Source organism: Marinicella meishanensis, from assembly GCF_019931145.1.
Taxonomy (GTDB): Bacteria; Pseudomonadota; Gammaproteobacteria; order Xanthomonadales; family Marinicellaceae; genus Marinicella; species Marinicella meishanensis.
Genome location: NZ_JAIOUV010000010.1, coordinates 173492 through 197329, shown reverse-complemented (window position 1 = coordinate 197329; position 23838 = coordinate 173492). Strand labels below are relative to the sequence as shown.

The 23838-nt window shown below is 51.8% G+C and carries 18 protein-coding genes; 10 read left to right on the top strand and 8 right to left on the bottom strand.

Annotation, left to right across the window (positions count from 1 at the left end):
• Positions 1–563 (top strand): hypothetical protein (locus K7G70_RS16450; protein WP_223789748.1); only part of this gene is annotated, 563 nt, incomplete at its 5' end.
• A gap of 425 nt (positions 564–988) precedes the next feature.
• On the opposite strand, the gene K7G70_RS16445 is transcribed toward K7G70_RS16450, so the two are convergent.
• The 4 genes from K7G70_RS16445 to K7G70_RS16430 all read right to left on the bottom strand — a co-directional run bounded on the left by K7G70_RS16445 (position 989) and on the right by K7G70_RS16430 (position 5283).
• Complete coding sequence (locus K7G70_RS16445; RefSeq protein ID WP_223789747.1) at positions 989–1204, bottom strand: amidohydrolase family protein; 216 nt, start codon at positions 1202–1204, stop codon at positions 989–991.
• Positions 1205–1439: 235 nt separating this feature from the next.
• Positions 1440–2777, bottom strand: coding sequence for a metal-dependent hydrolase family protein (locus K7G70_RS16440; RefSeq protein WP_223789746.1), 1338 nt, complete (start codon positions 2775–2777; stop codon positions 1440–1442).
• A gap of 203 nt (positions 2778–2980) precedes the next feature.
• Positions 2981–4093, bottom strand: a complete 1113-nt coding sequence (locus K7G70_RS16435) for a hypothetical protein (RefSeq protein WP_223789745.1) — start codon at positions 4091–4093, stop codon at positions 2981–2983.
• 77 nt (positions 4094–4170) lie between these two features.
• Positions 4171–5283, bottom strand: coding sequence for a hypothetical protein (locus K7G70_RS16430; RefSeq protein WP_223789744.1), 1113 nt, complete (start codon positions 5281–5283; stop codon positions 4171–4173).
• Positions 5284–5491: 208 nt separating this feature from the next.
• On the opposite strand from K7G70_RS16430, the gene K7G70_RS16425 reads away from it, so the two are divergent.
• The 3 genes from K7G70_RS16425 (at position 5492) to K7G70_RS16415 (ending at position 9643) form a co-directional block, all read left to right on the top strand.
• Positions 5492–6493, top strand: a complete 1002-nt coding sequence (locus tag K7G70_RS16425) for a right-handed parallel beta-helix repeat-containing protein (protein ID WP_223789743.1) — start codon at positions 5492–5494, stop codon at positions 6491–6493.
• Between the two features lie 131 nt (positions 6494–6624).
• Complete coding sequence (locus K7G70_RS16420; RefSeq protein WP_223789742.1) at positions 6625–7221, top strand: RNA polymerase sigma factor; 597 nt, start codon at positions 6625–6627, stop codon at positions 7219–7221.
• Positions 7214–9643, top strand: a complete 2430-nt coding sequence (locus K7G70_RS16415) for a serine/threonine-protein kinase (RefSeq protein ID WP_223789741.1) — start codon at positions 7214–7216, stop codon at positions 9641–9643. Before K7G70_RS16420 ends, K7G70_RS16415 begins: the two co-directional genes overlap by 8 nt.
• Positions 9644–9994: 351 nt before the next feature.
• Here the strand turns inward: K7G70_RS16415 and K7G70_RS16410 are convergent, their stop codons facing one another.
• Positions 9995–11206 (bottom strand): bifunctional alpha/beta hydrolase/OsmC family protein, encoded by a 1212-nt coding sequence (locus tag K7G70_RS16410; protein WP_223789740.1) that lies wholly within the window; start codon positions 11204–11206, stop codon positions 9995–9997.
• Between the two features lie 122 nt (positions 11207–11328).
• On the opposite strand from K7G70_RS16410, the gene K7G70_RS16405 reads away from it, so the two are divergent.
• Positions 11329–11706, top strand: coding sequence for a DUF2237 family protein (locus tag K7G70_RS16405; protein ID WP_223789739.1), 378 nt, complete (start codon positions 11329–11331; stop codon positions 11704–11706).
• Positions 11707–11722: 16 nt separating this feature from the next.
• On the opposite strand, the gene rarD is transcribed toward K7G70_RS16405, so the two are convergent.
• Complete coding sequence (gene rarD, locus K7G70_RS16400) at positions 11723–12616, bottom strand: EamA family transporter RarD (protein ID WP_223789738.1); 894 nt, start codon at positions 12614–12616, stop codon at positions 11723–11725.
• A gap of 89 nt (positions 12617–12705) precedes the next feature.
• On the opposite strand from rarD, the gene K7G70_RS16395 reads away from it, so the two are divergent.
• The 4 genes from K7G70_RS16395 to K7G70_RS16380 all read left to right on the top strand — a co-directional run bounded on the left by K7G70_RS16395 (position 12706) and on the right by K7G70_RS16380 (position 18924).
• Positions 12706–13542 (top strand): MBL fold metallo-hydrolase, encoded by an 837-nt coding sequence (locus tag K7G70_RS16395; protein ID WP_223789737.1) that lies wholly within the window; start codon positions 12706–12708, stop codon positions 13540–13542.
• Complete coding sequence (locus K7G70_RS16390; protein ID WP_223789736.1) at positions 13535–14905, top strand: M24 family metallopeptidase; 1371 nt, start codon at positions 13535–13537, stop codon at positions 14903–14905. The genes K7G70_RS16395 and K7G70_RS16390 overlap by 8 nt, the downstream gene beginning before the upstream one ends.
• 399 nt (positions 14906–15304) lie before the next feature.
• On the top strand, positions 15305–17896 hold the full coding sequence (locus K7G70_RS16385; RefSeq protein ID WP_223789735.1) for a TonB-dependent receptor plug domain-containing protein: 2592 nt from the start codon (positions 15305–15307) through the stop codon (positions 17894–17896).
• 50 nt (positions 17897–17946) lie between these two features.
• Positions 17947–18924 carry a methyltransferase domain-containing protein gene (locus K7G70_RS16380; protein ID WP_223789734.1) on the top strand — a complete coding sequence of 326 codons (978 nt, stop codon included), beginning with the start codon at positions 17947–17949 and terminating at the stop codon, positions 18922–18924.
• Here K7G70_RS16380 and gmk read toward each other — a convergent pair.
• Both gmk and K7G70_RS16370 read right to left on the bottom strand, forming a co-directional pair.
• Entirely contained in the window at positions 18910–19536 is a 627-nt protein-coding gene (gene gmk, locus K7G70_RS16375; protein WP_223789733.1) for a guanylate kinase, read from the bottom strand. The two genes, K7G70_RS16380 and gmk, sit on opposite strands and share 15 nt — an antisense overlap.
• A 7-nt stretch (positions 19537–19543) precedes the next feature.
• Complete coding sequence (locus K7G70_RS16370) at positions 19544–20410, bottom strand: YicC/YloC family endoribonuclease (protein WP_223789732.1); 867 nt, start codon at positions 20408–20410, stop codon at positions 19544–19546.
• A gap of 168 nt (positions 20411–20578) precedes the next feature.
• On the opposite strand from K7G70_RS16370, the gene K7G70_RS16365 reads away from it, so the two are divergent.
• Positions 20579–23818: a VPS10 domain-containing protein gene (locus K7G70_RS16365; protein ID WP_223789731.1), complete on the top strand. Its 3240-nt coding sequence runs from the start codon at positions 20579–20581 to the stop codon at positions 23816–23818.
• Positions 23819–23838: the final 20 nt, after the last annotated feature.

Genomic DNA, 23838 nt, shown 5'->3' with positions numbered 1-23838 from the left:
CGTTCTTTCACCTCGGGGGCGTAACGGATTCGTGTATTCATAGACTAATTCTCTCAAACTATTTAGTCTCCGACAAACCCGGGGCGATTCAAGTTGATTTGTCCAAAGAGATTAGAGAGATAGAGGAAGCTGTAAATACAATTGATGCTGAAGAAGTTAAGGCAATTGAGGATCGACGGAAATTTCGTTTAGAGAATGATCAGGTTGAAGATGAAAGCACACCAGAGTGGGTCTCCAAAGCACTAGAAGTAGCATCAGTGTCTCCCGAATCGGCGATTCTCATTTCATGGAAAGAGCTTGAAAGAGAAATAAACTTAGTTGCTCACAAACTTGGAATTGCTCAGGCTTCTAGATCTCAAATTACATCAACAAGGTGCCTTCAATATTTAATGGATACCGGAAGGTTAAGTAAGAAAGACAAAAGTTTGATTATGAAAATGAAGCGTTTGAGAAACGAAGTAGTTCATTCTGGTAAAAAGAATACAAACCTTACTGAAGAAAATGTAATTAGTTATATGGCACATTGTGAATATTTAATTCAACGAATTAGCAAATTAAGATAGATAAATTCAATTTATATTATGGGATCATCAAGCAAAATAACACCTTCCAGCCCCCGCCTAGCTTCATTACTAATAGATGTAGAAAGAGGGAATATAAAAATTCCAGTATTTCAAAGGGAGTATATTTGGACAGATGAGCAAATTATTAGTCTACTGGGATCAATGGGGTCAGAGTCGCTGATTTAACCAAGATTCACTCAAGCCAAAATGGATCCCCGGGTCAAGCCCGAGGATGACGGCAATTTTGAAGTCAATGTGTGGGTTGAGGTGTGTCGAGTTAGCAGGATGCGGCAACGACTGAGACTGAGGATGATGGTTGATAAATCTATCATTTCACCAAATCAATTTGCTTTTTTCAGCCAATTCGGCCTGGATTAATCAGGTCTTGGGTCTATGTGATCATCTGAAATGATCCAACTCATCCGTCAATCACCAGGCACCAACTCTCCACCTTTCATTACCTGTTGCACCTTCGTTAACACCCCGATGTCGGTCAGGGGGTCGCCTTGGACGGCCAGTAAATCGGCGTGCATGCCGACTTGGATTTGGCCCACAGCTTGTTCTTGGCCGAGCAATTCGGCGGCCCATGTGGTGGCGGAGCGGATGGGGATCAATGGGGTCAGAGTCGCTGATTTAACCAAGATTCACTCAAGCCAAAATGGATCCCCGGGTCAAGCCCGAGGATGACGGCAATTTTGAAGTCAATGTGTGGGTTGAGGTGTGTCGAGTTAGCAGGATGCGGCAACGACTGAGACTGAGGATGATGGTTGATAAATCTATCATTTCACCAAATCAATTTGCTTTTTTCAGCCAATTCGGCCTGGATTAATCAGGTCTTGGGTCTATGTGATCATCTGAAATGATCCAACTCATCCGTCAATCACCAGGCACCAACTCTCCACCTTTCATTACCTGTTGCACCTTCGTTAACACCCCGATGTCGGTCAGGGGGTCGCCTTGGACGGCCAGTAAATCGGCGTGCATGCCGACTTGGATTTGGCCCACAGCTTGTTCTTGGCCGAGCAATTCGGCGGCCCATGTGGTGGCGGAGCGGATGGCGTCGATCGGTGACATGCCGGCATCGACCATCAGTTGGAATTGTTCGGCGTTGCGGCCGTGGGGGTAGACGCCGGAGTCGGTGCCGAAGGCCAGGCGCACGCCGGCTTGGTAGGCCCGTTTGAAATTGGCTGCGTAGTCTTGGTAATACGCCTCGTTGGTGGTTTGTATTTGTTTGTCGGTGAAGTCTTTTTTGGTTTCAATCAGATCGTAATGCGCGGCCAGCAGGTCCATCACCACGAAGGTGTTGTTTTTCTTCAGTTGCTTGATGGCCTGGGTGTCCATCAGGGTGCCGTGTTCTATGGATTTGACCCCGGCCGCAATGGCATTGAGGATGCCGTCATTGCCATGGGCATGGGCCGCCACGCCGATGCCCCGTTTGGCGGCTTCTTCAACCGCGGCTTGGATTTCGGCTTGGGTGTAGGTGCTGGCGCCAGGGATGGTGCCGGTGGTGCCAAAACCACCGGTGGCCGATAATTTGATCCAGTCCACCCCGTGTTGAATTTGCAAACGCACGGCTTGGCGCACGGCGTCGGTGCCATCGGCCACGGTTTCGGCTGGGGTTTGCACCTGGTGCTCAGGAGCCATCCAGCCACCCCAGTCGCCGTGGCCACCGGTCATGGTGATCATCTGGCCACTGCTGTGCATGCGGGGACCGGGTACCCAGCCCGCATTGATGGCGTCACGCAAGGCCACACAGGCATAGTAGGGGGCTGACAGGTCGCGCACGGTGGTGAAGCCGGCTTGTAAGGTGCGTTTGGCATTGACCACCCCGGCAATGCCAAAACTGGCGGCCGGCAAGGCCCAATGATCAAAGGCTCGGCCCATGTGGGAGTTGTCACACAGGTGGGTGTGGGCGTCGATCAAGCCAGGCAACACGGTCAGGTGGGACCAATCCAACCATAGATCATTCGGCTGGGCTTGTTTGGGTATGGGTTCAATGGCGGTGATCTTGCCATCGGTGATGGTGATCAATTGGTCTGTGGCATATTCACCTTTGACCACATCCAACACCCGCCCGGCCCGAATCCATTGGCTGGTCTTGGCCGTTGGTTCAGCGCCGTCGGGTGTGGTGGCTGCGGCCGCAAGCGGCAGCCAGCAGGTTAAGGCCAACAGGCCAATGAGGGTGTATGGGCTGACAAATCGGAATTGAAACATCTTGCTTGTTAACTCATGGTGGTTATTCATTACTATATCACCTTAATTGTTTTATTGGCTGTCATCCCGAGCGAAGTCGAGGGATCTTTAATCTTTGTCAAGAATAATGAGATTCCTCGACGCCACTTCGTTGCGTTCGGAATGACAGTTCTTTTCATTGTGACCATGAGAATCTTCGGCGGTGCTCAGGATGACGAAATTGCTTACTCAAAGCCACTGCCAAATATGTTGTCAATTGTTTCCATGGCGCCCAGGTCGGTTTGGAAGCCTTGGGTGCGGGCGTAGGATCGCACATCGTGATCGCCGACTGTCCAATTCAATTCAATCGGCGGGTTGGGGTTGTTTTCTGGTGGCGTGAGGCCGGCGTTGATGGCGGGGGATTGGTCGCTCAAGGAATAGTCGGTGTTGAACAATGGGTTGGTTTGTGAGTTGCCAAACTCGATGCCAGCATGTCCTGTGGCGGATTCATAAATGTTGTGGATTAAGTGGTGGTTGGCGCTGGTGCCAGAGAACACCACGTCCCAAAAGTCGTTGTTCCAAAAGATGTTGTTGGCGGCCACCACACCACCGTCGCCCATGTTGCGAAGCAACACCCCGGACACCCCGCTGGCACTGCCGCTGTGGTTTTGAGTCACGGTGTTGTTGGTGAAATAAACCCCCTCGCTGCTGTCGCTGCTGATCCAGGCGGTGTAGGAAATGTTTACGCTGTTATTGCGAAACAGGCTGTTTTTAACGTCAACACGACCGGCACTGTCGATGCGCAGAGCCGCGTAGTAATTGCCTTCGTTGCCATTAAACACCAAGCGATCCAACAGCACGTCACCGGCCAGGTCTTGGCTGGTGTAGCCTCGAATCACCAAGCCGCCAACGGGACCACTGGTGCCACCTGAGGCGCCGTTGTTGATGGACAAGTTAGACAGGCTGATGTTGGCGTTGACGTTGCCAATGGCAATGGACAACACCTGATCCTGACCGCTGCCCGACAGCACCGTGGCATAGGCCGAATCCCTGACTCGGGTGAAGTGGCAGTTGCCACTGCCAGACAAGGACCAGCCGCCGCTGATGGTCAAGGAACCAGGCATTGAGTTTTGGTGCACAAAGCCGGTATTCGGTACGCTGTTGCTTGAGGTCAGGTACACCCCGGAAACCAGTTTGATGTGGTTGTTTTGGCCGTTGCTGGCGGCATCGTCCAAAGCCTCTTGAAATTCACTGGCGGTGTCGACGCAAAAGTCAGCGGCTTGGATTGGTGCGGTGAACACGCCCATTATGGTGGCCATTAAGGCCAGAATCAAAGCCTGTTGTGTTGTTTTTTTCATTCGGTTTACTCCCTGGTGATTGGTTGGTTCTTCAGTTGAGATAAACCCACCAAGGAGCGAATCAACACAGCAATCACTCAGTTTTCAAATGCCGCCTTGAAAACCAGATCAAGACGGTGTTCCGATGCTCCCACGTCTATACCGCCACCGTGGTTTCGGACTTCACCCCAAAAGTCCAGTTCACCGGGATCCCATTGGTGTTCAAACAAGTGCTGAAGATTGGGGTCGGGTGTGGTGCCGGCATTGATGTAAGGTGAATGGATGTAGGGAATGTAGTCATTACTCATATAAATGACTGAATCATTGAGGTTATTCACCTCAATCACTGGTGCGATGCCTGCCAAGTTCAGGTAGTGGTTGTGGACCAGCCAATGGGCTCCAAGGCCATCGCCCGCCAGGTGCAAATCCTCAACGTCATTGATATAAAACCCGCTGTTGGCAATGAAGACTTGGCCATTGCCTTGGGTGGCGAATGAGGCGGCAGAGCTGGGATCATTGGCATTTAAGCGGTAATTGCCATGCACAAAGTTATTCACGAAATAAGTGCGGGCATCGTCAGGCGTGTGAATGATGATCGAATGATTCTGGTAGTTTCGGTTGTGATAAAAAACGGAATTGCGGACCAGCAAGTGACTGGCGCCATCGACAAACAAAGCGGATGCATTGTAGCCATGGTTTTCACTGAAAAACAGCCTGTCCAAAACCACATTACCCACAAAATGATCCTGCCCAGGCCGCTGGATTTTTAAACCGGCACCGTAAGTGAAATAACCGGCGATGGCCGGTGGCGGGGACGTGCCGCCCATGATTGACAGGTTGCGCAAAGTCAGGTTCAACGGTTCACTGCCCACTTCAACATCAAAGCCTCTGACCGTCTGGTCCCCCAACAGTCTGGTGTCCATTGGATTGGCCACGGACAAATCTTCTGTGCATTGACCGTTGTGCAACAACCAGCCGCCACTGATCTCAAGGTGATGCGGCGTGTTGTGCAACCACACCACGCCAAAACTGCCTTGACCGTTGTGAATGGGGTGGTAATCACCTTGCACCAATTTGATGTGACTGGGTTCATTCACCCCATTGACCACCGATAAGGCGTTCAATAAATCTTGGGTGTTGTCCACACAATACTCCTCTGCCCATGTGAGGCGTGCGATGAACAAAAACATCAACGGATAAAAATTTTTCATGACTGATCAGACTTTTCTTTTTGGATTAATCAAATAAAGCCATGAGCAGCAGAAACCACACATTTTTTGTGTTGATTTTTGCTGCCAAGGGTTTCTTTGGGTAACAGTGACTTCAGATAAACGGACAACGACCATGAAAATTCTTAACAGCTCAGTCATCCTGGCCCTTTTTATCCTTTGCATTGATGTTCACGCAACGGTGTACTGTGTGAGTGATGCAGCAGAATTCCAATCAGCACTGGCACAGGTAGAAAACAGTGCACAAAGTGATGAGATTCGTCTGCGGGTTGGGACGTATCACACCGCAGACAATGGCAGCCTGGGCAATGGTTTTGCATTACAAAATTCACAGCCTGCGCCGGTAAAAATCAGTGGCGGTTGGCTGGGCGCAGGCTGTTTACCCAGGGATGGGCGGCTGCCCGCTGACGCCACTGTGTTGCATGGAGGTGACAGTGACATCGTTTTGACCATCACCGCTGGCTTTTCTGGTTTACAAGTGACCATTGAGAACCTCACCATCAGCCATGGATATGCCCATGAAGCCCCTGGTTTGGGTGGCGGTCTGCTCATGTTGGGTTCTAATAACCACACATTCCATCACGTTTTGATTGATGGTGTGATGTTTCAAAACAACAATGCCGAAAACGCGTCAGCCCTGTTGCTTGGCGATGCCGAAACAGTGCACGTTCGCAACAGTGTGTTTTTTGATAATGACGCCAGCGATAACGGCACGGCCATATTAAACGCCCTCACGGCTGTGTATTTCACCAACAACACAGTGATTCAAAACACTGTGCAAGGCACCCAAGACACAGCGAGTGTGATATTCAGTTCTGGATCGGCTGTGCTGAACGTTGTTGCCAACAACATCTTTGCAGAAGAGGTGGTATGGGATGTTGGCTTTTTTGGAGGCAACATTAAAAACCATTTGTTATTCAACGTGATCAGTCAATTCTTTGGCCCGTTGGACAGTAACTTGGGTAACTTGGACATCGACCCCATGCTCAACCAGGATTTAAGCCCACAAATGAATTCTCCCGTGGTCGACAGCGGATTCATGCCTTCCACCCATCCGAACCAACCCCCTGAAGGCAATTGGTTGTTGGGTCAATTGGATCTGCTCAGAACACCACGACTTTCGGGTCATGGTGTGGATCGGGGTGCAATTGAATTTTTGGATGAAATTTTTGACCACGGTTTTGAAGAATGATCGTCAACTCGATTCGCCATGACTTGGCCACTGGATGGCAGATCAGTGGATCATGGTCTGAAACTGACATGTTGGCTGCATCGAAAAATCGCTGTGCTAGAATGTTAAAACCTGTTTTTGACCTCAGCCCAGTGTCCCAAGCCACGCAGACATTCGAATCAACCGCCACCTTGTTGCGCAAAGTCAAACAAGGCGATGATGACGCCAAGGAGCGGCTGTTCGCGATATATCTGCCCTTGTTGACCCGTTGGGCCCATGGTCGCTTGCCGGCCCATGCTCGCAGCTTGTCAGAAACCGCCGACATGGTGCAATTGACCTTGTTCAAAGCTTTGCAAAAATTGCCCGAGTTTGAACACCGCGGCGAAGGGGCTTTCCTGGCTTATCTGCGGCAGGTGTTGCTCAACAGCGTGCGCAAAGAAATTCAGAAGCAACAGCGTCGGCACAAGTTGGCACCGATGGACTCAGAGCAGGAAGTCCGCGATGCCGAGCCTTCGGTGTTGGATCAGGTGATGGGCCAACGGCTCATGGCCGCCTATGAGTCAGCCTTACAACAACTGTCAGAGCGGGATCGCGAAGCGGTGATCTTGCGTTTGGAGCTGGATTTTTCCTTTCCCGAAATTGCCGAAGCCATGGATCTCAATTCAGCCAATGCCGCACGCATGCTGGTGACCCGCAGTTTCGATAAGTTGGCCAGCCACATGCCGCATGTGCAAAGCCAGCATGAGTGACGCCAGCAAAAATTGGCAACAGGCTTTAGACGCACTGGTTTCCGGTCAACCCATTGATTGGGAAGGTGTTGATCCGGCTGGCAAGGAATTGGCCCCATTGCGCCAATTGCAACATATCCAGCTGGCGATGAAAGAACAGTTGCACAGCCACATCGAAGATGTGCCCGATGACTATGAATTCCAGTGGGGGCACCTGTATGCCATCGAGTCAATTGGTCGGGGTGGTTTTGGTGAAGTGTTTCGCTGCCATGATGCCGCCTTGTGTCGGCCGGTGGCCTTGAAACTGTTGAACGAAGAGCGCATCCGCTCCTGGCAAAAAAACCAATTCATCGAAGAAGCGCGCAACATGGCGCGGGTGCGCTCACCCCATGTGCTGACCATCCATGGGGTAGCGATGCACCAAGGTCAAGTCGGCTTCTGGTGTGACTACATCCAGGGCCAGACCTTGGAACAGGTGAATGTGATGGCCGATTGGGACGAAGCCTTGCGCCTGATGCAGGCCTTGGCCCTGGCCGTGCAAGCGGTGCATGACAGCCAGTTGGTGCATGGTGACATCAAGCCAGCCAATGTCATGCTCAGTGATCAAGGCCGTTATGTGTTGATGGACTTTGGTGGCAGCCTGTTGGGCGATGAAGCCGATTGGGCGGCGGCCAATTGGGTGGGTTCGCCGGAATACATGGCCCCTGAGTTGTTTGGTGAGCAAAGCAAAACCCCGGCCTCAGACATCTATGCCTTGGGCTTGTTGTGCATCCGGCAGTTGAGCGGAGAATCGCCTTTTGTGGCCAACAACTGGGAGCAACTGGCCCAACAAAAACAAGCGCCGTTGCGCTGGCCATCGAGTGCCCAACACGTGCCCAAGCCCTGGCAGCGGCTGTTGCTCAGCCTGTGCCATCCAGAGCCCAAGCAACGGCCCAATGCCCAGCAGGTGGTGGCGGCGATGGCTGAGTTGCAAGCCCGACCTGAACGCTTGCGCAAACGCTACCTGCGTTGGGCGGTGATGGGTTTGTTGCTGGTCGGCTTGTTGATCAGTGGCTGGGCCAGCTGGCGCATCCAAGCGGCCAACACCCAACTGGCTGCCGAGAAAAACACCACCGAACAAGTCAATCAATACCTGGCAGAGCTGCTCAATGCGGGCTCGGCCATGGGCCAGGGTCGGGAGGTGCGGATGGCCGATGTGATCGACGCAGCGGCGCCGCAAATTGAGGCCTCCTTGGCCGACAGCCCGGCCTCACGGGCCCAATTACACCTGGCGGTGGGTAACTCCTACAACAGCCTGCGCCTGAATCAAAAAGCCTTGCCTCACCTGGAACAAAGCTGGCAACTGTTTCGTCAATTGGAAGGCGTCCAGTCAATCAATGCCATCAAAGCCCAGTTGGAGCTGGCCCAAGCACATTATCATTTGGGCGATCTTGAGCAAGGCAAAGCATTGGTTCAAGAGGTGATGGCCATGACTGCAGGCGGTCCAGAGGCTTTGCATGTGCTGGCTTTGACCCGCATGGCGCAGTTGTTGATCGATGAAGACAACAACCAAGCTGCGGTGGCTTTATTGACCCCATGGTTGCGCTTGGCCGAATCCCCGGTGAACACAGATAACAACCTACCGACCTTGCTGTTGACCACTTTGAGTGATGCCCATTATTATCTGGGTCAGTTTGATCAGGCTTTGGCCTTGGCCCGGCAAGCCGCGACCATTTTACCTGCCTGGTCTCATGTCCAACCGACGCGGGCCATGGCCATCCATACCCAAGTGGCCAAAGCGGCTGAACGGGCCGGACAAATTGATTTGGCGCGGGACCATTTTGCACGCTTGGCCGATGAGGCCCTGGTCTACTATGGCGAAGGCAATTTGGCCCACATCAACGCTTTGGTCAACTATGGGGCCATTTTGCAGCGACACGGTGACGATGCACAATCATTGGTAATCAAGCAGCAAGCGCATGAGTTGGCCCAATCGCATTTGGGACAGACACACCGCACCACCATCCAAGCCGGGATGAATCATGCCAATGCCTTGAGCAAAAACCAGCAGCCAGAGGAAGCCCAGGCCATGTTGGAGTCATTGTTACCGGTTTCGGCGATCAGTTTTGGGGAGGACCACCAATTCCACTTGATGCTGACTTACAACCTGGTTGAATTGTTACACCAGCAGGGGCGATTCGAGCAAGCCTGGTCTTTGACCGAGCGCAATGCCGCCACAGCCCGGGACGTGTTGGGGGATAAGCACCCTTTGACCTGGTACATCCTGACCAACCAAGCCACCGTGGCTGCCGGATTGGGTCGTTTCGATGCGGCCTGGGCTTTGTTCGAGGAAGTGGATCAAAACAACGGCACTGAGGCCCCCAAAGTCAAAGACCTGTATGAATTGTCGCAACGCCTGCAACAACAGGTGCAGGATTGGGAAGCACTTCGACAAGCTCAGTGATCTTATTGAATTGAAATACAAAGGTGGCTGAGCCCATTGAGGCCAAGCAATTGGAAGGTTTTCAACCAATGCACTTCGACCCGCTCAGTGATCTAAAGAATGCCTGGGCCTCTTATCACTGCTCATCCAGCACTTGATGCCACACTGTTCGGTCAATTGATTCTGCATGATTCTTGTTATTGTCATTCTGTGGCTTGACCACAGAATCCAGGCAGGTTAAGCCATTACAGATGCTTGATTCCCTCAATAATACATACATGTTACCACCTGGATCCTGCCGTCAAGCCGCAGGATGACGAGACGGTACTCAATACACCTCGATATGTTTCGCTGTGATTTGGCAGGATTGGATTACGATGCCAACCCAGTCCTGATTTCAATCTTGTTGTGCAAAGTGCGGTGCACTGGGCATTTGTCGGCAATCACCAACAGGCGCTCGGTGTCCTCTTCGCTCAGCTCCCCTGCGAAGGCGATGGTCCGCTCAATCACATCTATTTGAGGATGCGCCTCATCGCAGGCTTGGCAATCGGCACCGTGTTCGCGGCTGTGGGACAAGGTAACCACCACGTTTTCCATGGGGATTTTTTTCAGGTTGGCGTACATGCGCAAGGTCATCACCGTGCAACTGCCCAAGGCGGCCAACAGGTGTTGGTAGGGATCGGGGCCGGTGTTGGCACCGCCCACTGCAGTCGGCTCATCGGCGATCCATTGGTGGTCAGCAGTTTGCACATCGCATTGGAACCGGTGATCGATTTCAGTCACCCGCACCTGCTTTTCTGGCACAGTGACTTTGGGCGGTGCCAATGTTTGGCTGTCGATGAATTTTTCAGACCAAGTGGCGATTACTTTTGCTGCGTAGGCCGCGTCCTCGCGACCGGTGAGCAGGTGGTTGGCGTGATCCAGACTGACAAAGCTTTTCGGATGTTTGGCGGCCACGTAGATCTTTTCGGCTTCGTTGATGGACACGGTGTCATCCACGGGAGAATGCATCACCAGCAAAGCCTTTCTCAATTGGCTGATGTGGCTGGTGTCTTGTTGGTTCAAATCATCGATGAATTGTTGCTTGATGGTGAATGGACGCCCGGCCAACTCCACGGTGGCTTCACCAGCGGCTTCAATGGCGTTCAAATCGGCTTTGAACAGGTGTTTGACATGCGCGGCATCGGCCGGCGCACCAATGGTCACCACCGCTTTGGCGCTTGGAATTTGGCTGGCCGCTTTCAACACCGCGGCGCCACCCAAGGAATGGCCAATCAACAGGCTGGGTGCGGTGAAGTGTTCGGCCAGATGCTTAGTCGCGGCCACCAGATCTTCGACATTGGAAGAAAAATTGCTGTTGGCAAAGTCGCCGTCTGAGTTGCCCAAGCCGGTGAAGTCAAAGCGCATCACCGCATAGCCCAATTGCACCAAAGCCTGTGAAATGTGCGAGGCAGCCATGGCATTTTTGCCACAGGTGAAACAGTGGGCAAACAGCACCGTGGCCTTGCTGACGGTGTTCGGTTGTTCCAGTAAACCAGCCAAAGTGCCTTGGCTGCCAGTGAATTGGATGGCTTGTTTTTTCATAAAAGGGCCTGCTGGCTGTGCATGGTGATTCAAAAAAAGACCGGTCATCGGCCCAAATCTTTCATCGGAACTGGTCGCATTGTTCGCTACAATATTGAAATATTTTAAAAGAGATTTTACCCATGATCCAACACGACAGTGTGAATGTGTATGGTGAGCCTTTGGAAGCTTGCAGCGATGAACCCAAAACCGGCTTCTTTCGGGACGGCTGTTGTAACACCGCCGATGAAGACTTGGGCATGCACACGGTCTGTGTGCAACTCACCGATGAATTCTTGCAATTCTCCAAGCGCATGGGCAACGACTTGATCACCCCGCGACCGGAATTCAACTTTCCGGGGCTCAAAACCGGGGACCGCTGGTGTTTGTGTGCCAGCCGTTGGTTGCAGGCCCATCAAGCCGGGTTGGCGCCCAAAGTGCACATCCGCAGCACCCACCAACGGACCTTGGAAGTGGTCGACATCCAATTGCTCAAAGCCCACGCTGTGGACCTGCAATGAATGCGGTCTGTTGCGCTTAGGGATGGGTTTGGCGTTGCCGCCACATGCGGCGCAGCGGTTGCCAGCTGATGATCAGCAAGGCGGTCCATATGCCGGCAAAAGCCACCTGGTGGCCGTGGGTGAAAACCTCTCCGTAAAACAAAACCGCGATCATGAAACTGATGGATGGGGCGATGTATTGTAAAAAGCCGATCAAGGTCAGGGTCAAGCGCTTGGCGGCATAATTGAAGCCGATCAACGGCAGGATGGTGATGATCCCAGACAGGGCCAACAACAACCAAGTTTGGGTGTCGTGGTCGTTGGCTGGTTCGATGGGCAGCCAGCCGAGCAAAAACACCATGGCCGGCAGCAGCAGCAAGGTGGTCTCCCAGAACAAACCGATCAAGGGCCTGACGTCCAATTGTTTGCGCACCAGTCCATACAGTCCAAAGGTGACTGCCAATGCCAAGGCGATCCAAGGGGGTTGACCCAGGAAAATACCCAGGTAAATGGTGGTCGATGCGGCTATGATCAGCGCCACCACCTGCACCCGATTGAGGCGTTCTTGCAAAAACAACAGCCCCAAAAAGATGTTGACCAAGGGGTTGATGAAATAGCCCAATGAGGTGGACAGGATCTGACCGTCATTCACGGCCCAGACAAAAATCAGCCAGTTACTGATCACCAATGAGCCGCTGATCAGCAACACCAACAGTTGGCGGCCCGATACCCACAGGGCTTGCCACAGTTGACGGCGTTCACGCCAGGCCAGGAACAGCAACAAAAACAAGGCCGCCCAGATGATGCGGTGGGCAATGATGGTGAGGGCGGGTACGTGCTGGATCAGTTTGAAATAGATCGGGGCAAAGCCCCAAAACACAAAACAAAACAACCCGGCCGCCAGGCCTTTGCGGTGTTCGTCAGCGGACATGCGCGTATTGTAGTGCTTTTGGTCAGAGCTTGGGCAATAATTCTGCTGCGGCCTGACAGTGGCGCGACCAGGCCTTATAATCAGTCCACATGAATACCTTAAAATTGATCATTTGTGGGTGGTGGTGCTGGCTGGCCAATCCCGCTTTGGCAGGCCAACCAGCCACCGTGACTTATCTGGGCAACACCGCTTTGATGGTCAAGCATGAAAGCACCCAAATCATGTTTGATCCTTTTTTTCATGATCACTTTGGCCAATACCAATTGGTCCCAGAAGCCTTGCGCCAAGCCATCTTTGCTGGCGAGGGTGAATTCGGTCAGGTGGCGGTGATTTTGATCAGCCACGCCCACGGTGATCATTTCGATGCAGCGGATTTATTGCGTTATCTGCAACAGTTTCCCAACACCCAATTGGTGGCGCCGACCCAAGCAATCCATGAAATCGAAGCCTTGGCGGGTCATCAGGCGGTGGCCCAACAAATCCACCCACTGGACCAGGCCCGTGGCGATGCACCGGTCAGTTTGAGCCTGGGGTCGGTGTCGATCGAAGCGGTGCGGATTCCTCATGCTGGTTGGCCACAGCGGGCCCATGTGGCCAATTTGGTCTACCGGGTGACCTTGAATGAGCAAGTCACCGTGATGCACCTGGGTGATGCCGACCCCGATGACCGCCACTTCAAACAATGGCAGGCCCATTGGCAAGCCCGCCTCACCAACCAGGCATACCCGCCGTATTGGTTCATGCTGACCCCGTCGGGGCGACAGATATTGGCAGACCGAATCAATGCCCACAGCGCCATCGGGGTGCACGTGCCCGATCCGACACCTGCCGCCCTACAAGACAGCAGTCACCAAATTTTCAATCAACCCGGTCAAACCCTGACCATCCATCCCGTCCCCACCAAGGAGCCCATCGCGCATGAATAAACCACTGATCCGATCCCCGTTTTACCTGGCCTGCCTGCTGTTGCTCAGCAGCTTTGCTGGCTGGGCCCAAATGCCGCACATTTTATCGCTGAAAGAACAAACCGCGGTCATTGATCGCTTGTTGGCCGACAAAGTGCAAACGGTGTTGCCTGACTTGATGCGTGAAACTGGCATCGACATGTGGCTTGTCATGGCCCGTGAGTACAACGAAGACCCGGTGATCAGGACCCTGCTGCCGGCGATCTGGCATGCCGCCCGTCGCCGCACGATTTTGGTGATGTACGACCCGGGCGCAGGGCAAGCATTGGAGACCTTGGCGGTGGCCCGGTATGACGTGGGCACGGTGTTCAAAAAAGCGTGGGACAAAGACCAACAACCCGACCAATGGCAGCGTTTGGTGGAAGTCATCAACGAACGCAACCCCAAAAAAATAGGCCTCAACCTGTCTGCTCATTACGGCCAGGCCGATGGCCTGACCCACACCGAGCACCAGGCATTCATGGCGGTTCTACCGGCCCAGTTTCAAGACCGTGTGGTCAGTGCCGAATCCTTGGCGGTGCGTTGGCTGGAAACCCGCACACCCAAAGAAATGGCGATCTATCCCCAAGTGGTGCGCATGGCCCACACCATTCTGGCCGAAGGTTTGTCCAGCCAAGCCATCCAACCTGGGGTGACCACCACCGAAGATTTGGCCTGGTGGTATCGAGAACGCATCAAGGGCCTCAAGCTGGACACTTGGTTTCATCCCTCGGTGTCGACACAGCGGGCGGACGCCGAATCATTTGATCACTTAAGAACCTTTGACAAAAGGCCGGATAAAAACATCATTCAACCGGGTGATTTGATCCATGTGGACATGGGCCTCACCTACTTGCGCATGAACACCGACACCCAACAACATGCCTACGTGCTGAAACCCGGAGAAACCGCAGTGCCGGCTTATCTGCAGCAAGCGCTGCAAAACGCCAACCGCTTACAAGACATTTTCACGCAAAATTTCAAAGTCGGTCGCACCGGCAATGAGGTGCTGGCCATGTCCCGACAACAAGCCATCAAAGAGGGCCTCAAGCCAGCCATCTACACCCACCCCATCGGCTACTACGGCCATGCGGCTGGTACCACATTGGGCATGTGGGATTCCCAGAGTGGTGTGCCGCACACCGGCGATCACCCGTTACATGCCAACACCGCCTATGCCATCGAACTGAATGCCGCCACCTATATTAAGGAGTGGGACAAAGAAATTCGCATCATGCTCGAAGAAGATGCGTTTTTTGATGGGCAGCAAGTGCGCTACATGCATGGGCGTCAAACCGAAATTCATATGATTCCAAGGCCCAATCATTCAGCCCTCAAGCCGTGAAATGGGCGGTCTTCAGCAGTGGATCTGATAACGGGGCTGTGTGCGGTGGGGCTGGGCCACCGCCTGCGGTCACTGGGTGACGCTTTTTTTGACCCAAAATGGGCTTAATTGAGCCGTTTTCAGTGGCATTTGTTAAGGGATGTGAAGCGCGCAGATGCTGTTGTGGCAAGGCTTGCCAAGCCGTTAACCATTGCTGTTAAACGATTTTCCCTCAAATGATCCTTAATAATGTGTAAAGAAAGCGTTTTTGTGCGAAAAAATAATGTTAAGAAAATGTAAAAAAAACTAAATTGTGACTTTTTTTTAACAAATGAAAGTGTTAGTATGTGCCGGATAGGGAATCTATATAGATGCAATTTTTTGAGTTAACTCATGGATAACAATTTGGAGAACATATAAATGAAAATGAAACGTAATCCTATTACTAATGCTGTGCAAAAAGCATTATTTACAGGTTTTATCGCTTCTTCTGCGTTCGGAACAGTCGCGCTCGCGCAAGACAGTGACGACGAGTCAGTAGAAGAGCAGGGTAAAATCACTGTAACTGGTTCGCGTATTAAACGCTCAGACGTCGAGGGTGCGCTGCCAATTACAGTCATTACGCGTGAACAAATCGAGTTGAGTGGTGAGTCAAACGCCGCTGACTTCATCCGTAACCTGACTTTCAACAGTGCCGGTTCTTTCAGACCTCAGTCTGGTAGTTCTGCGCAAGGTGACTCAACTGTGTCACTGCGTGCTTTGGGCTCTGGCCGTACTTTGGTATTGATCGACAACCGCCGTCTGCCTGTTTCACCTTCTACCGGTTCATCGCAAAACTTGAGCACCTTGCCTATGGGTGCGATTGAGCGAATCGAGGTATTGACTGATGGTGCATCAGCGATCTACGGTTCTGACGCGATCGGTGGTGTAATCAACGTGATCACTCGCGACGATTACCAAGGCGCTGAAATCATGTTGGGTGGTGCCGAAGTTTCTATTCCTGCCAATGGCGGTGAGCGTGAAGAAGGTTCGATCGTATTCGGTGCTTCATCTGACCGTTCTAGTTTGCTGGCTGGTGTTTCATGGAATGACCGTGAAATCATCTTCGCCCGTGACTTGCCTTGGAGAAACCCAGGTGCTTCTATTTACGGTAACAGCTTCACCACCATCACTGACGGTGCTGACAACTTCAACTGGACTTCATACATCACTGGTTGCGATTTCCCAGGTACCGGTTTCTTCACCACGCCTAACAGTGCTTCACTGAATGGCACCCGTTGTGCGTATGACTTCACTTTGGTTTCTGCTGACGAAGCGTCTTCAGAGAACAAATCTTTCTACGCCAAAGCTTCTCACGAGATCAATGACAACTGGGAATTGTGGGCCAATGCCACTTTCGCCCAAGCCGAGTCTTTCGGTCGTTACGCGCCCGTACCTGATTCATCATTCTTCTCTACGCCTTTGACTGCCAACAGTCCTAACAACCCAACCAACCCCAACAGCCCGTTGTACGATCCTTCTTTGGGTCTGGATCCACAAGCTGTTAACTGGTGGCACCGTTTTGATGCCTTGGGTAATCGTGACAGCACCGTGAAGAACCAAGTATTGGACTTCTTGGTGGGCACCACTGGTCAAATCGGCAACGCCGAGGTTGAGTTTGGTCTGCGTCACACTGACAACAGAACTTCTGATGTCGGCCGTAACTACTTGTTGCGTTCTGCCGCCGCCAGCTTGATTGAGTCAGGCGCTTATGACTTGGCCAATCCTTTTGCCAACCCAGAGAACGTTTTGAACTCAATGAGAATCACCATTTTCCGTGATTCTAAGTACGATCAAGACGAGCTGTTCGGTTCGGTGGCTTTCGACATGTTCGACATGGACGGTGGTCCAGCTTCTCTGTACGTCGGTGCTGAGCACAGACAAGAGAAATACGCTGACTTGTACGATCCTCAATCTGAGGCTGGTCAAGTGGGTGGTTCAGCTGGTAACTCTGCCGCTGGTGACCGTGACGTGACTGCTGTGTTCTTCGAGGCTTTGTTCCCATTCATGGACAACTTGGAAGTGAACTTGGCGGGTCGTTACGATGACTACTCAGATTTCGGTGACAACTTTGCACCTAAACTGTCTGTGCGTTATCAACCTCTGGACAACCTGACTCTGCGTGCTTCGTACGGTCAAGGTTTCCGTGCACCCACTTTGGACATTTTGACTCAGAAAACCACTTTCTCAGCCACCTCTGTTCGTGACCCTCAATCTTGTGTTGTTCAAGGCCAAGATCCTGGATGTTCATTGCAAATCAATGACTTCATCCAAGCCAACGCCTTGTTGCAACCTGAAGATTCAGACCAGTGGTCTGTTGGTTTGGCTTACGAGCCAGTTGATTGGTTCAACTTCACGTTGGATTACTACAACATTGAGATCACCAACCGTATCCGTAACTTCAGTGCACAAACCATCATTAACAATGAAATTAATGGTATAGCCAATCCTCCTGGCCTGTTCTGTCAACGATCACCAACCGGTTCCATCATCCAGTGTTTCACTGGTTTTGGTAACGACGGTGAAGTTGAAACTTCAGGTTTGGACTTGAACGCTCGATTCAACTACGAGTTGTTGGGTGGCAACATGACCACACAATTCCAGTTGTCTCACATCCTCGATTACTCTATCGACGGTGGCGGGGACTTGGTTAAAACTCCTGGTTTGCCTGAGCAACGTGCGGTATTGTCTAACCAATACTCTTACGGTGATTGGTCTTTGGCCTACAACATCAACTACATCGGTGACCAAGATGCTGACTCAGCCAACTTGTCTGCACCTTCTTGGACCACCCACGATGTACAGTTGAACTACCACGCTCCTTGGGATGGTCGTTTCACCGTTGGTGTGCGTAACGCCGGCGAGAAATTCCCACCAGTAAACCGTGGTTCGATTGGTTCTCGTGACTATGACTTCAACCTGTATGATGGTTACGGTCGCATTACCTACTTCAGATATACCCAAACTTTCTAAACCAAAGTTTGATAAACTGAGAAAAGGCGTACTTCGGTACGCCTTTTTTAATGGATGAAATAATGGATAAGAACTCGATGAACAACAACCATTGGTCCACTTATTGGCAATCCGGGGTACTCACGTCATTGCCCATGGACTTCAAACAAAACTATGACGGCGAACTGGCTGATTTCTGGCGTGGTATCATGGCCCAAAACCAAGGCCACACCCGCATCCTGGATTTATGTACCGGCAATGGTGCGGTGGCCATCTTGTTACAAGAACTGGCCACGGAATTGGAGCAATCAGTCAGCATCACGGCGGTGGATGCATCAGTGATTCATCCGAGCATGGTGGCCCGTCAGTTTCCTGAAAAGGGACCCATCATCGAGCGGATCGAATTCATTGGTCAGTGTCCGGTGGAACAGATGACCGAACAACTGACAGGACCTTTTGATTTGATTGTCAGCCAATACGGCATTGAGTACTGTGACACCGCAGGCGCGGCTCAAGCCATCCAGGCCTTGTTGTTGCCCAAGGGGCGCTTGGTGTTTGTGTCACACGCCCCTGAGACCGACATTCACCAATACATGCGTCATGAGGAGCGGATTTACCAGTTGTTGGAAGATTTGGGCGTGTTTGGCTTGATGATGAATTTTCATCAAGATCGCATATCGGCCAATGGCTTCAAAAACAAACTGTCCCAATTGTTACCGACCATGCACAATGACCCGACCAACCGCAGTAAAGATTTGTTCATGACCTGGCTGGGTGCGTTGACTCAATTAAGTCAAATGAACAACAACCAATTGAAAGAACAAAAACCACGCATGGGTCAATTCACCCAACAATACCTGGATGCCCGGGCCCGGGCGGCAGACATGCTGGCTGTATCCGACAAACTGACCGAGAACCCACAATGGTATTTAAGCTTCGCTGAACATGGTTTGGAATTGATTGACCATGGGCCAATCTTGTACCAAGGCAAACACCACGCGGGCGACCAATTTCAGTTCAAGGTGGGCTCCAAATCACTGGATCAATGATTGGATCAATCCATGATTGATGATTTGTTGCTTGCTGGTTTTCATGCGATCGGCTTTGACGATGGCCTTGAGGCTTTTCAAGGCTTCTTCAAAATCGTCGTTGACCACCAGAAAATCGGCTTTGTGGTAATGTTTTAATTCGGCAATCGCCTTGGTCATGCGGTTTTGAATGACCTCAGCGCTGTCTTGACCTCGAGATTCCAGTCGGTCTTGCAAGGCTTGGATGCTGGGAGGCAGGATGAAAATACTGATCGCATCTGGGAACCTGGCTTTGATTTGTTCGGCCCCTTGCCAATCAATTTCCAACACCACATCATGCCCTTCATCCAGCATCTTCTGTACGGTTTCTTGTGACGTGCCATAATGGTTGCCGAACACATTGGCCGACTCCATGAACACCCCAGCCAATTCCATTTGCTTGAATTTATCCACGCTGATGAAATGGTAATTGTAGCCATCGATTTCTTTCGGTCTGGGTTTGCGTGTGGTGTGCGAGATGGACAGCTTCAGGTGATTGGTGTCTCTGACCAAGGCATTGACCAGCGAAGTTTTGCCGGTGCCAGAAGGGGCTGAAACGATGAAGAGGGTGCCAGTGAGTTCGTGCTTAATCATGATGGGTTCATTCAATGTTTTGAATTTGTTCGCGCATTTGTTCGATCGCCACTTTCAGGTCAATGCTGGCGTTGGTGGTTTTAATGCTGGCAGATTTGGAGCCAATGGTGTTGGATTCACGGTTCAATTCTTGCACCAAAAAATCCAGACGTCGACCAACGGGTTCATTCAAGTCCAGGATGCGGTTGAGTTCTGCCACGTGGGCGTCCAGACGATCCAGTTCTTCGGTGATGTCAATTTTCTGTAACTGCAAAGCCAACTCCTGTTCAAAGCGTTCGGGGTTCACTTCAATGTCTATCTCAGCCAGTTTGTCGCGAAATTTTTGTTCCAGGGTTTGGTTGATCACCGGTGCATGGCTGCGAATTTCTTGGGTCAAATCGGCGATGACTTGGGCTTTGTCCTGCAGCACAGCCAGCATGGCAGCCCCTTCACGAGAACGTGAATCCAGCAACTGAGCGATGCTTTCATTCACCAATTGAATGGCTGCTTGATGCAGCTCAGAAGCATCGGTCGGCTGTTGTGTGATGACCTCTGGCCAGTTCATGAATTGGCTGGTTCCCATGTTTTGTTGCAGGTCAAATTCATCGGCCATGGCTTGGGCGTGCCCCAACAACTGTTTTAACAACGCTTTATTCACGCCCAATTGGGTTAAACTGGTGTTGTCATGGGGAAAGAATTTAATGAACACGGTCACTTTACCCCGGGACAATAATTGGTTGAAACGTTTGCGAAAATGACTTTCTGCTGAGCGCAGGAAATCGGGACATTTGATGGTCAGGTCCAAAAATCGTTGGTTGACCGAGCGGATTTCACAAGTCAATTTACCCAAATGGTGTTCCACTGTATGAGCGGCGAAGGCTGTCATGGATTGCATGGCGGCGTGTTTGTTTTGAATGATCGGGTATTATAGTGTATTGCACCGAGTATTGCTCCGAGTGTCCCCACTAAAAATGCCAGATGATCCGGCATAACCATGACTAAAGGCCTATGCAATGCTTAAATGCACAAGTTATAGTAATTTGACCGTTTACCGAGGTAGAAAATGAAAAAGTTAGGATTGATGTGGCTGTTGCTTGGGGTGTCTGTGGGACTGATGGCAGATGACCAAGAAGACAGCAGCAAGAACAACCCCTTTGCCGGGATTGAGTTGAGGGGCATTGGACCTGGGCTGATGTCCGGACGCATTGCAGACATTGCCATACATCCCAACAACGAAAACATTTGGTACGTCGGTGTGGGATCAGGCGGGGTCTGGAAAACAATCAATTCTGGCACCACTTGGACCCCCTTGTTTGATGACCAATCCGTTTATTCCATTGGCAGTGTCACTTTGGATCCACAAAACCCAGAGCGCATTTGGGTCGGTACCGGTGAAAACACCGGTTCGCGGCATGCCAGTTATGGCAATGGGATTTACTTGAGTGAGGACGGGGGTAAAACCTGGAACAACATGGGGCTCAAAGACTCAGAACGCATTTCTACAGTGGTCATCCACCCAACAGACTCCAACACCCTGTGGGTCGCGGCGCAAGGCCCTTTGTGGTCCAAAGGCGGACAACGGGGCCTGTACAAAACCACCGACGGCGGCACCACTTGGAACCAATTGTTGGGTGATGATGAATGGACCGGAGTAACCGATGTGGTGATTGATCCCAGAAATCCTGATCGTTTGTATGCCGCCACTTGGCAACGGCACCGCAATGTCGCTGCATACATGGGTGGTGGTCCCAATACCGCCATTTACCGCACCGAAGATGGCGGTGAAAACTGGACCAAGCTGAGCCAAGGTTTGCCCAAAGAAAGCATGGGCAAGATAGGCTTGGCCATTTCACCGATGCAGCCAGATGTGGTGTATGCCGCCATCGAGTTGAAACGACGCACCGGTGGGATTTTCAAGTCCACCAACCGCGGCGCCTCATGGGCCAAACAATCGGATGCGGTGGCCGGTGGCACCGGTCCGCATTATTACCAGGAACTCTATGCCTCTCCGCATGTGTTTGATCGTTTGTATTTGATGAGTAATTACATGATCATCTCGGATGACGGTGGCAAAACCCACCGCCGCATGAACGAGACCAACAAACACATAGACAACCACGCCATTGCATTCAAAGCCAGTGATCCCAACTATGTACTGGTGGGCTCTGATGGCGGATTGTATGAAACTTTTGACTTGACCGACAGCTGGAAATTTGTGGCCAATCTACCGGTCACACAGTTTTATAAAGTGGCTGTGGACGATGCCGAGCCGTTTTATCACGTTTATGGGGGTACCCAGGACAACAACACCCAAGGCGGTCCCTCGAGGACGGACAATCGCCAAGGGATCAGGAATTCAGATTGGTATGTGGTGTTGTTTGGTGACGGCCACCAGCCAGCCACCGAACCGGGTAATCCGGACATCGTGTATGCCCAATGGCAACAAGGCAACTTGGTCAGACATGACAAAACCAATGGTGAGTTGGTTTACATCCAACCCCAGTCGGGTGCCGGGGAAGCGGCCCAAAGGTTCAATTGGGATGCGCCCATTTTGGTCAGCCCACACAACCCCACAACCCTCTACCATGCATCACAGATGGTTTGGCGATCAGATGACCGTGGAGATACCTGGCGGGCCATTTCCGGTGATCTGACGAAAAACCAAGAACGCATTGAGTTACCCATCATGGGCTCGGTTCAGGGCTGGGACATGCCGTGGGACTTGTTGGCCATGAGTAATTACAACACCATCACTTCATTGTCCGAATCACCCCAGCAAGCCGGATTGATTTATGCCGGCACCGATGATGGCCTGATTCAAATCACCGAAGACGGTGGTGACAATTGGCGCCGGGTTGAGGTCGGTGATCTACCCGGGGTGCCAGACACGGCTTTTGTCAATGACATCAAAGCCGATTTACATGACGCCAATGTGGTCTACGTGGCTTTGGACAACCACAAATATGGCGACTTCAAACCCTACCTGTTGAAGAGCAGCAACCGCGGCAAATCCTGGAAGAAAATGCATCAGGGCATACCAGACAACCATTTGGTGTGGCGTTTGGTGCAAGACCATGTGGACCCTGATTTGATGTTTGTCGGCACCGAATTTGGTTTGTTCTTCAGCCACGATGCAGGCCAACAATGGCACCAATTAAAAGGTGGTATTCCCACCATCGCTGTGCGGGATTTGGCCATTCAGAAAAGAGAAAACGATTTGGTGGCGGCCACCTTCGGACGCGGTTTTTACATCTTGGATGATTACAGTCGTTTGCGAAATTTGAATGAGGAGACCCTGCAAAACAACCAGCTGTTTGCGGTCAAAGATGCCTGGTGGTACATCCCCCGGACGGTGTTGGGCAACAGCCCCAAAGCGTCGCAAGGCGATGCCTTTTTCAATACCGAAAATCCACCCTATGGTGCGGTGTTTAATTATTACCTGACCGAAGGCCTAAAAACGGCCGAAGCGATCAGGCAAAAAGCCGAAGGGCAATTGAAAAAAGACCAAAAACCCATCGCCTTCCCAGGTTGGGATGCGGTGGATGCCGAACGCACCGCGGCCGAGCCCAAGATCTGGTTGACCGTCAAAGACCTCGAAGGTCAAGTCATCAGACGGGTCAAAGGCACCACCAAAAAAGGTTTCAACCAAGTGGCCTGGGATCTGCGCTATCCAGCCCATGGGGTGATCGAACCGGATGGGCCCTTTTTCAATGGTGATCCAAGCGGTGTATTGGTGGCCCCTGGTACCTACACTGTGTCCATGAGCCAAGAAGTCAATGGCCAAGTCACCGATTTGGGCCTGAGTCAAAACTTCCAAGTCAAACCATTGTATGAAGGTGCTTTGGCCGGGGCCTCGCATGAAGTGGTGGCGGCATTCTGGCAAGAATTGCGTGGGGTGCAACACGAGTCAGCGGTGCTGAACAAGCAACTGGCCGCGGCGCTCGAACGGTCCAAGTCAATTGCCAAAGCCTTGGATCATTCGCAGGCAGAGCATGGAGATTTGGATCAGGATTTACATCAGATCGTACAAGACTTGCATGCCTTAGACCAGACTTTAAATGGCAACCGTGCCAAGCAACAAGTTGGTGAAAAAACCAAAGTCACGGTGGGTTACCGCATTTTTGCGGCCAGCATTGGTACCAGTTTATCAACTTATGGTCCGACCCCCACGCATCGCCAAACTTTGGCCATAGCCCAGGCCGAGCTGGCGGCGATCAAACCCAAAATACAAGCCATCGCTGAACAACGCCTGCCAGCGCTGGAACAAGCCCTGGAAGCCATCGGGGCGCCTTACGTGCATTGATGCTGTTAACCGAGCCAGTG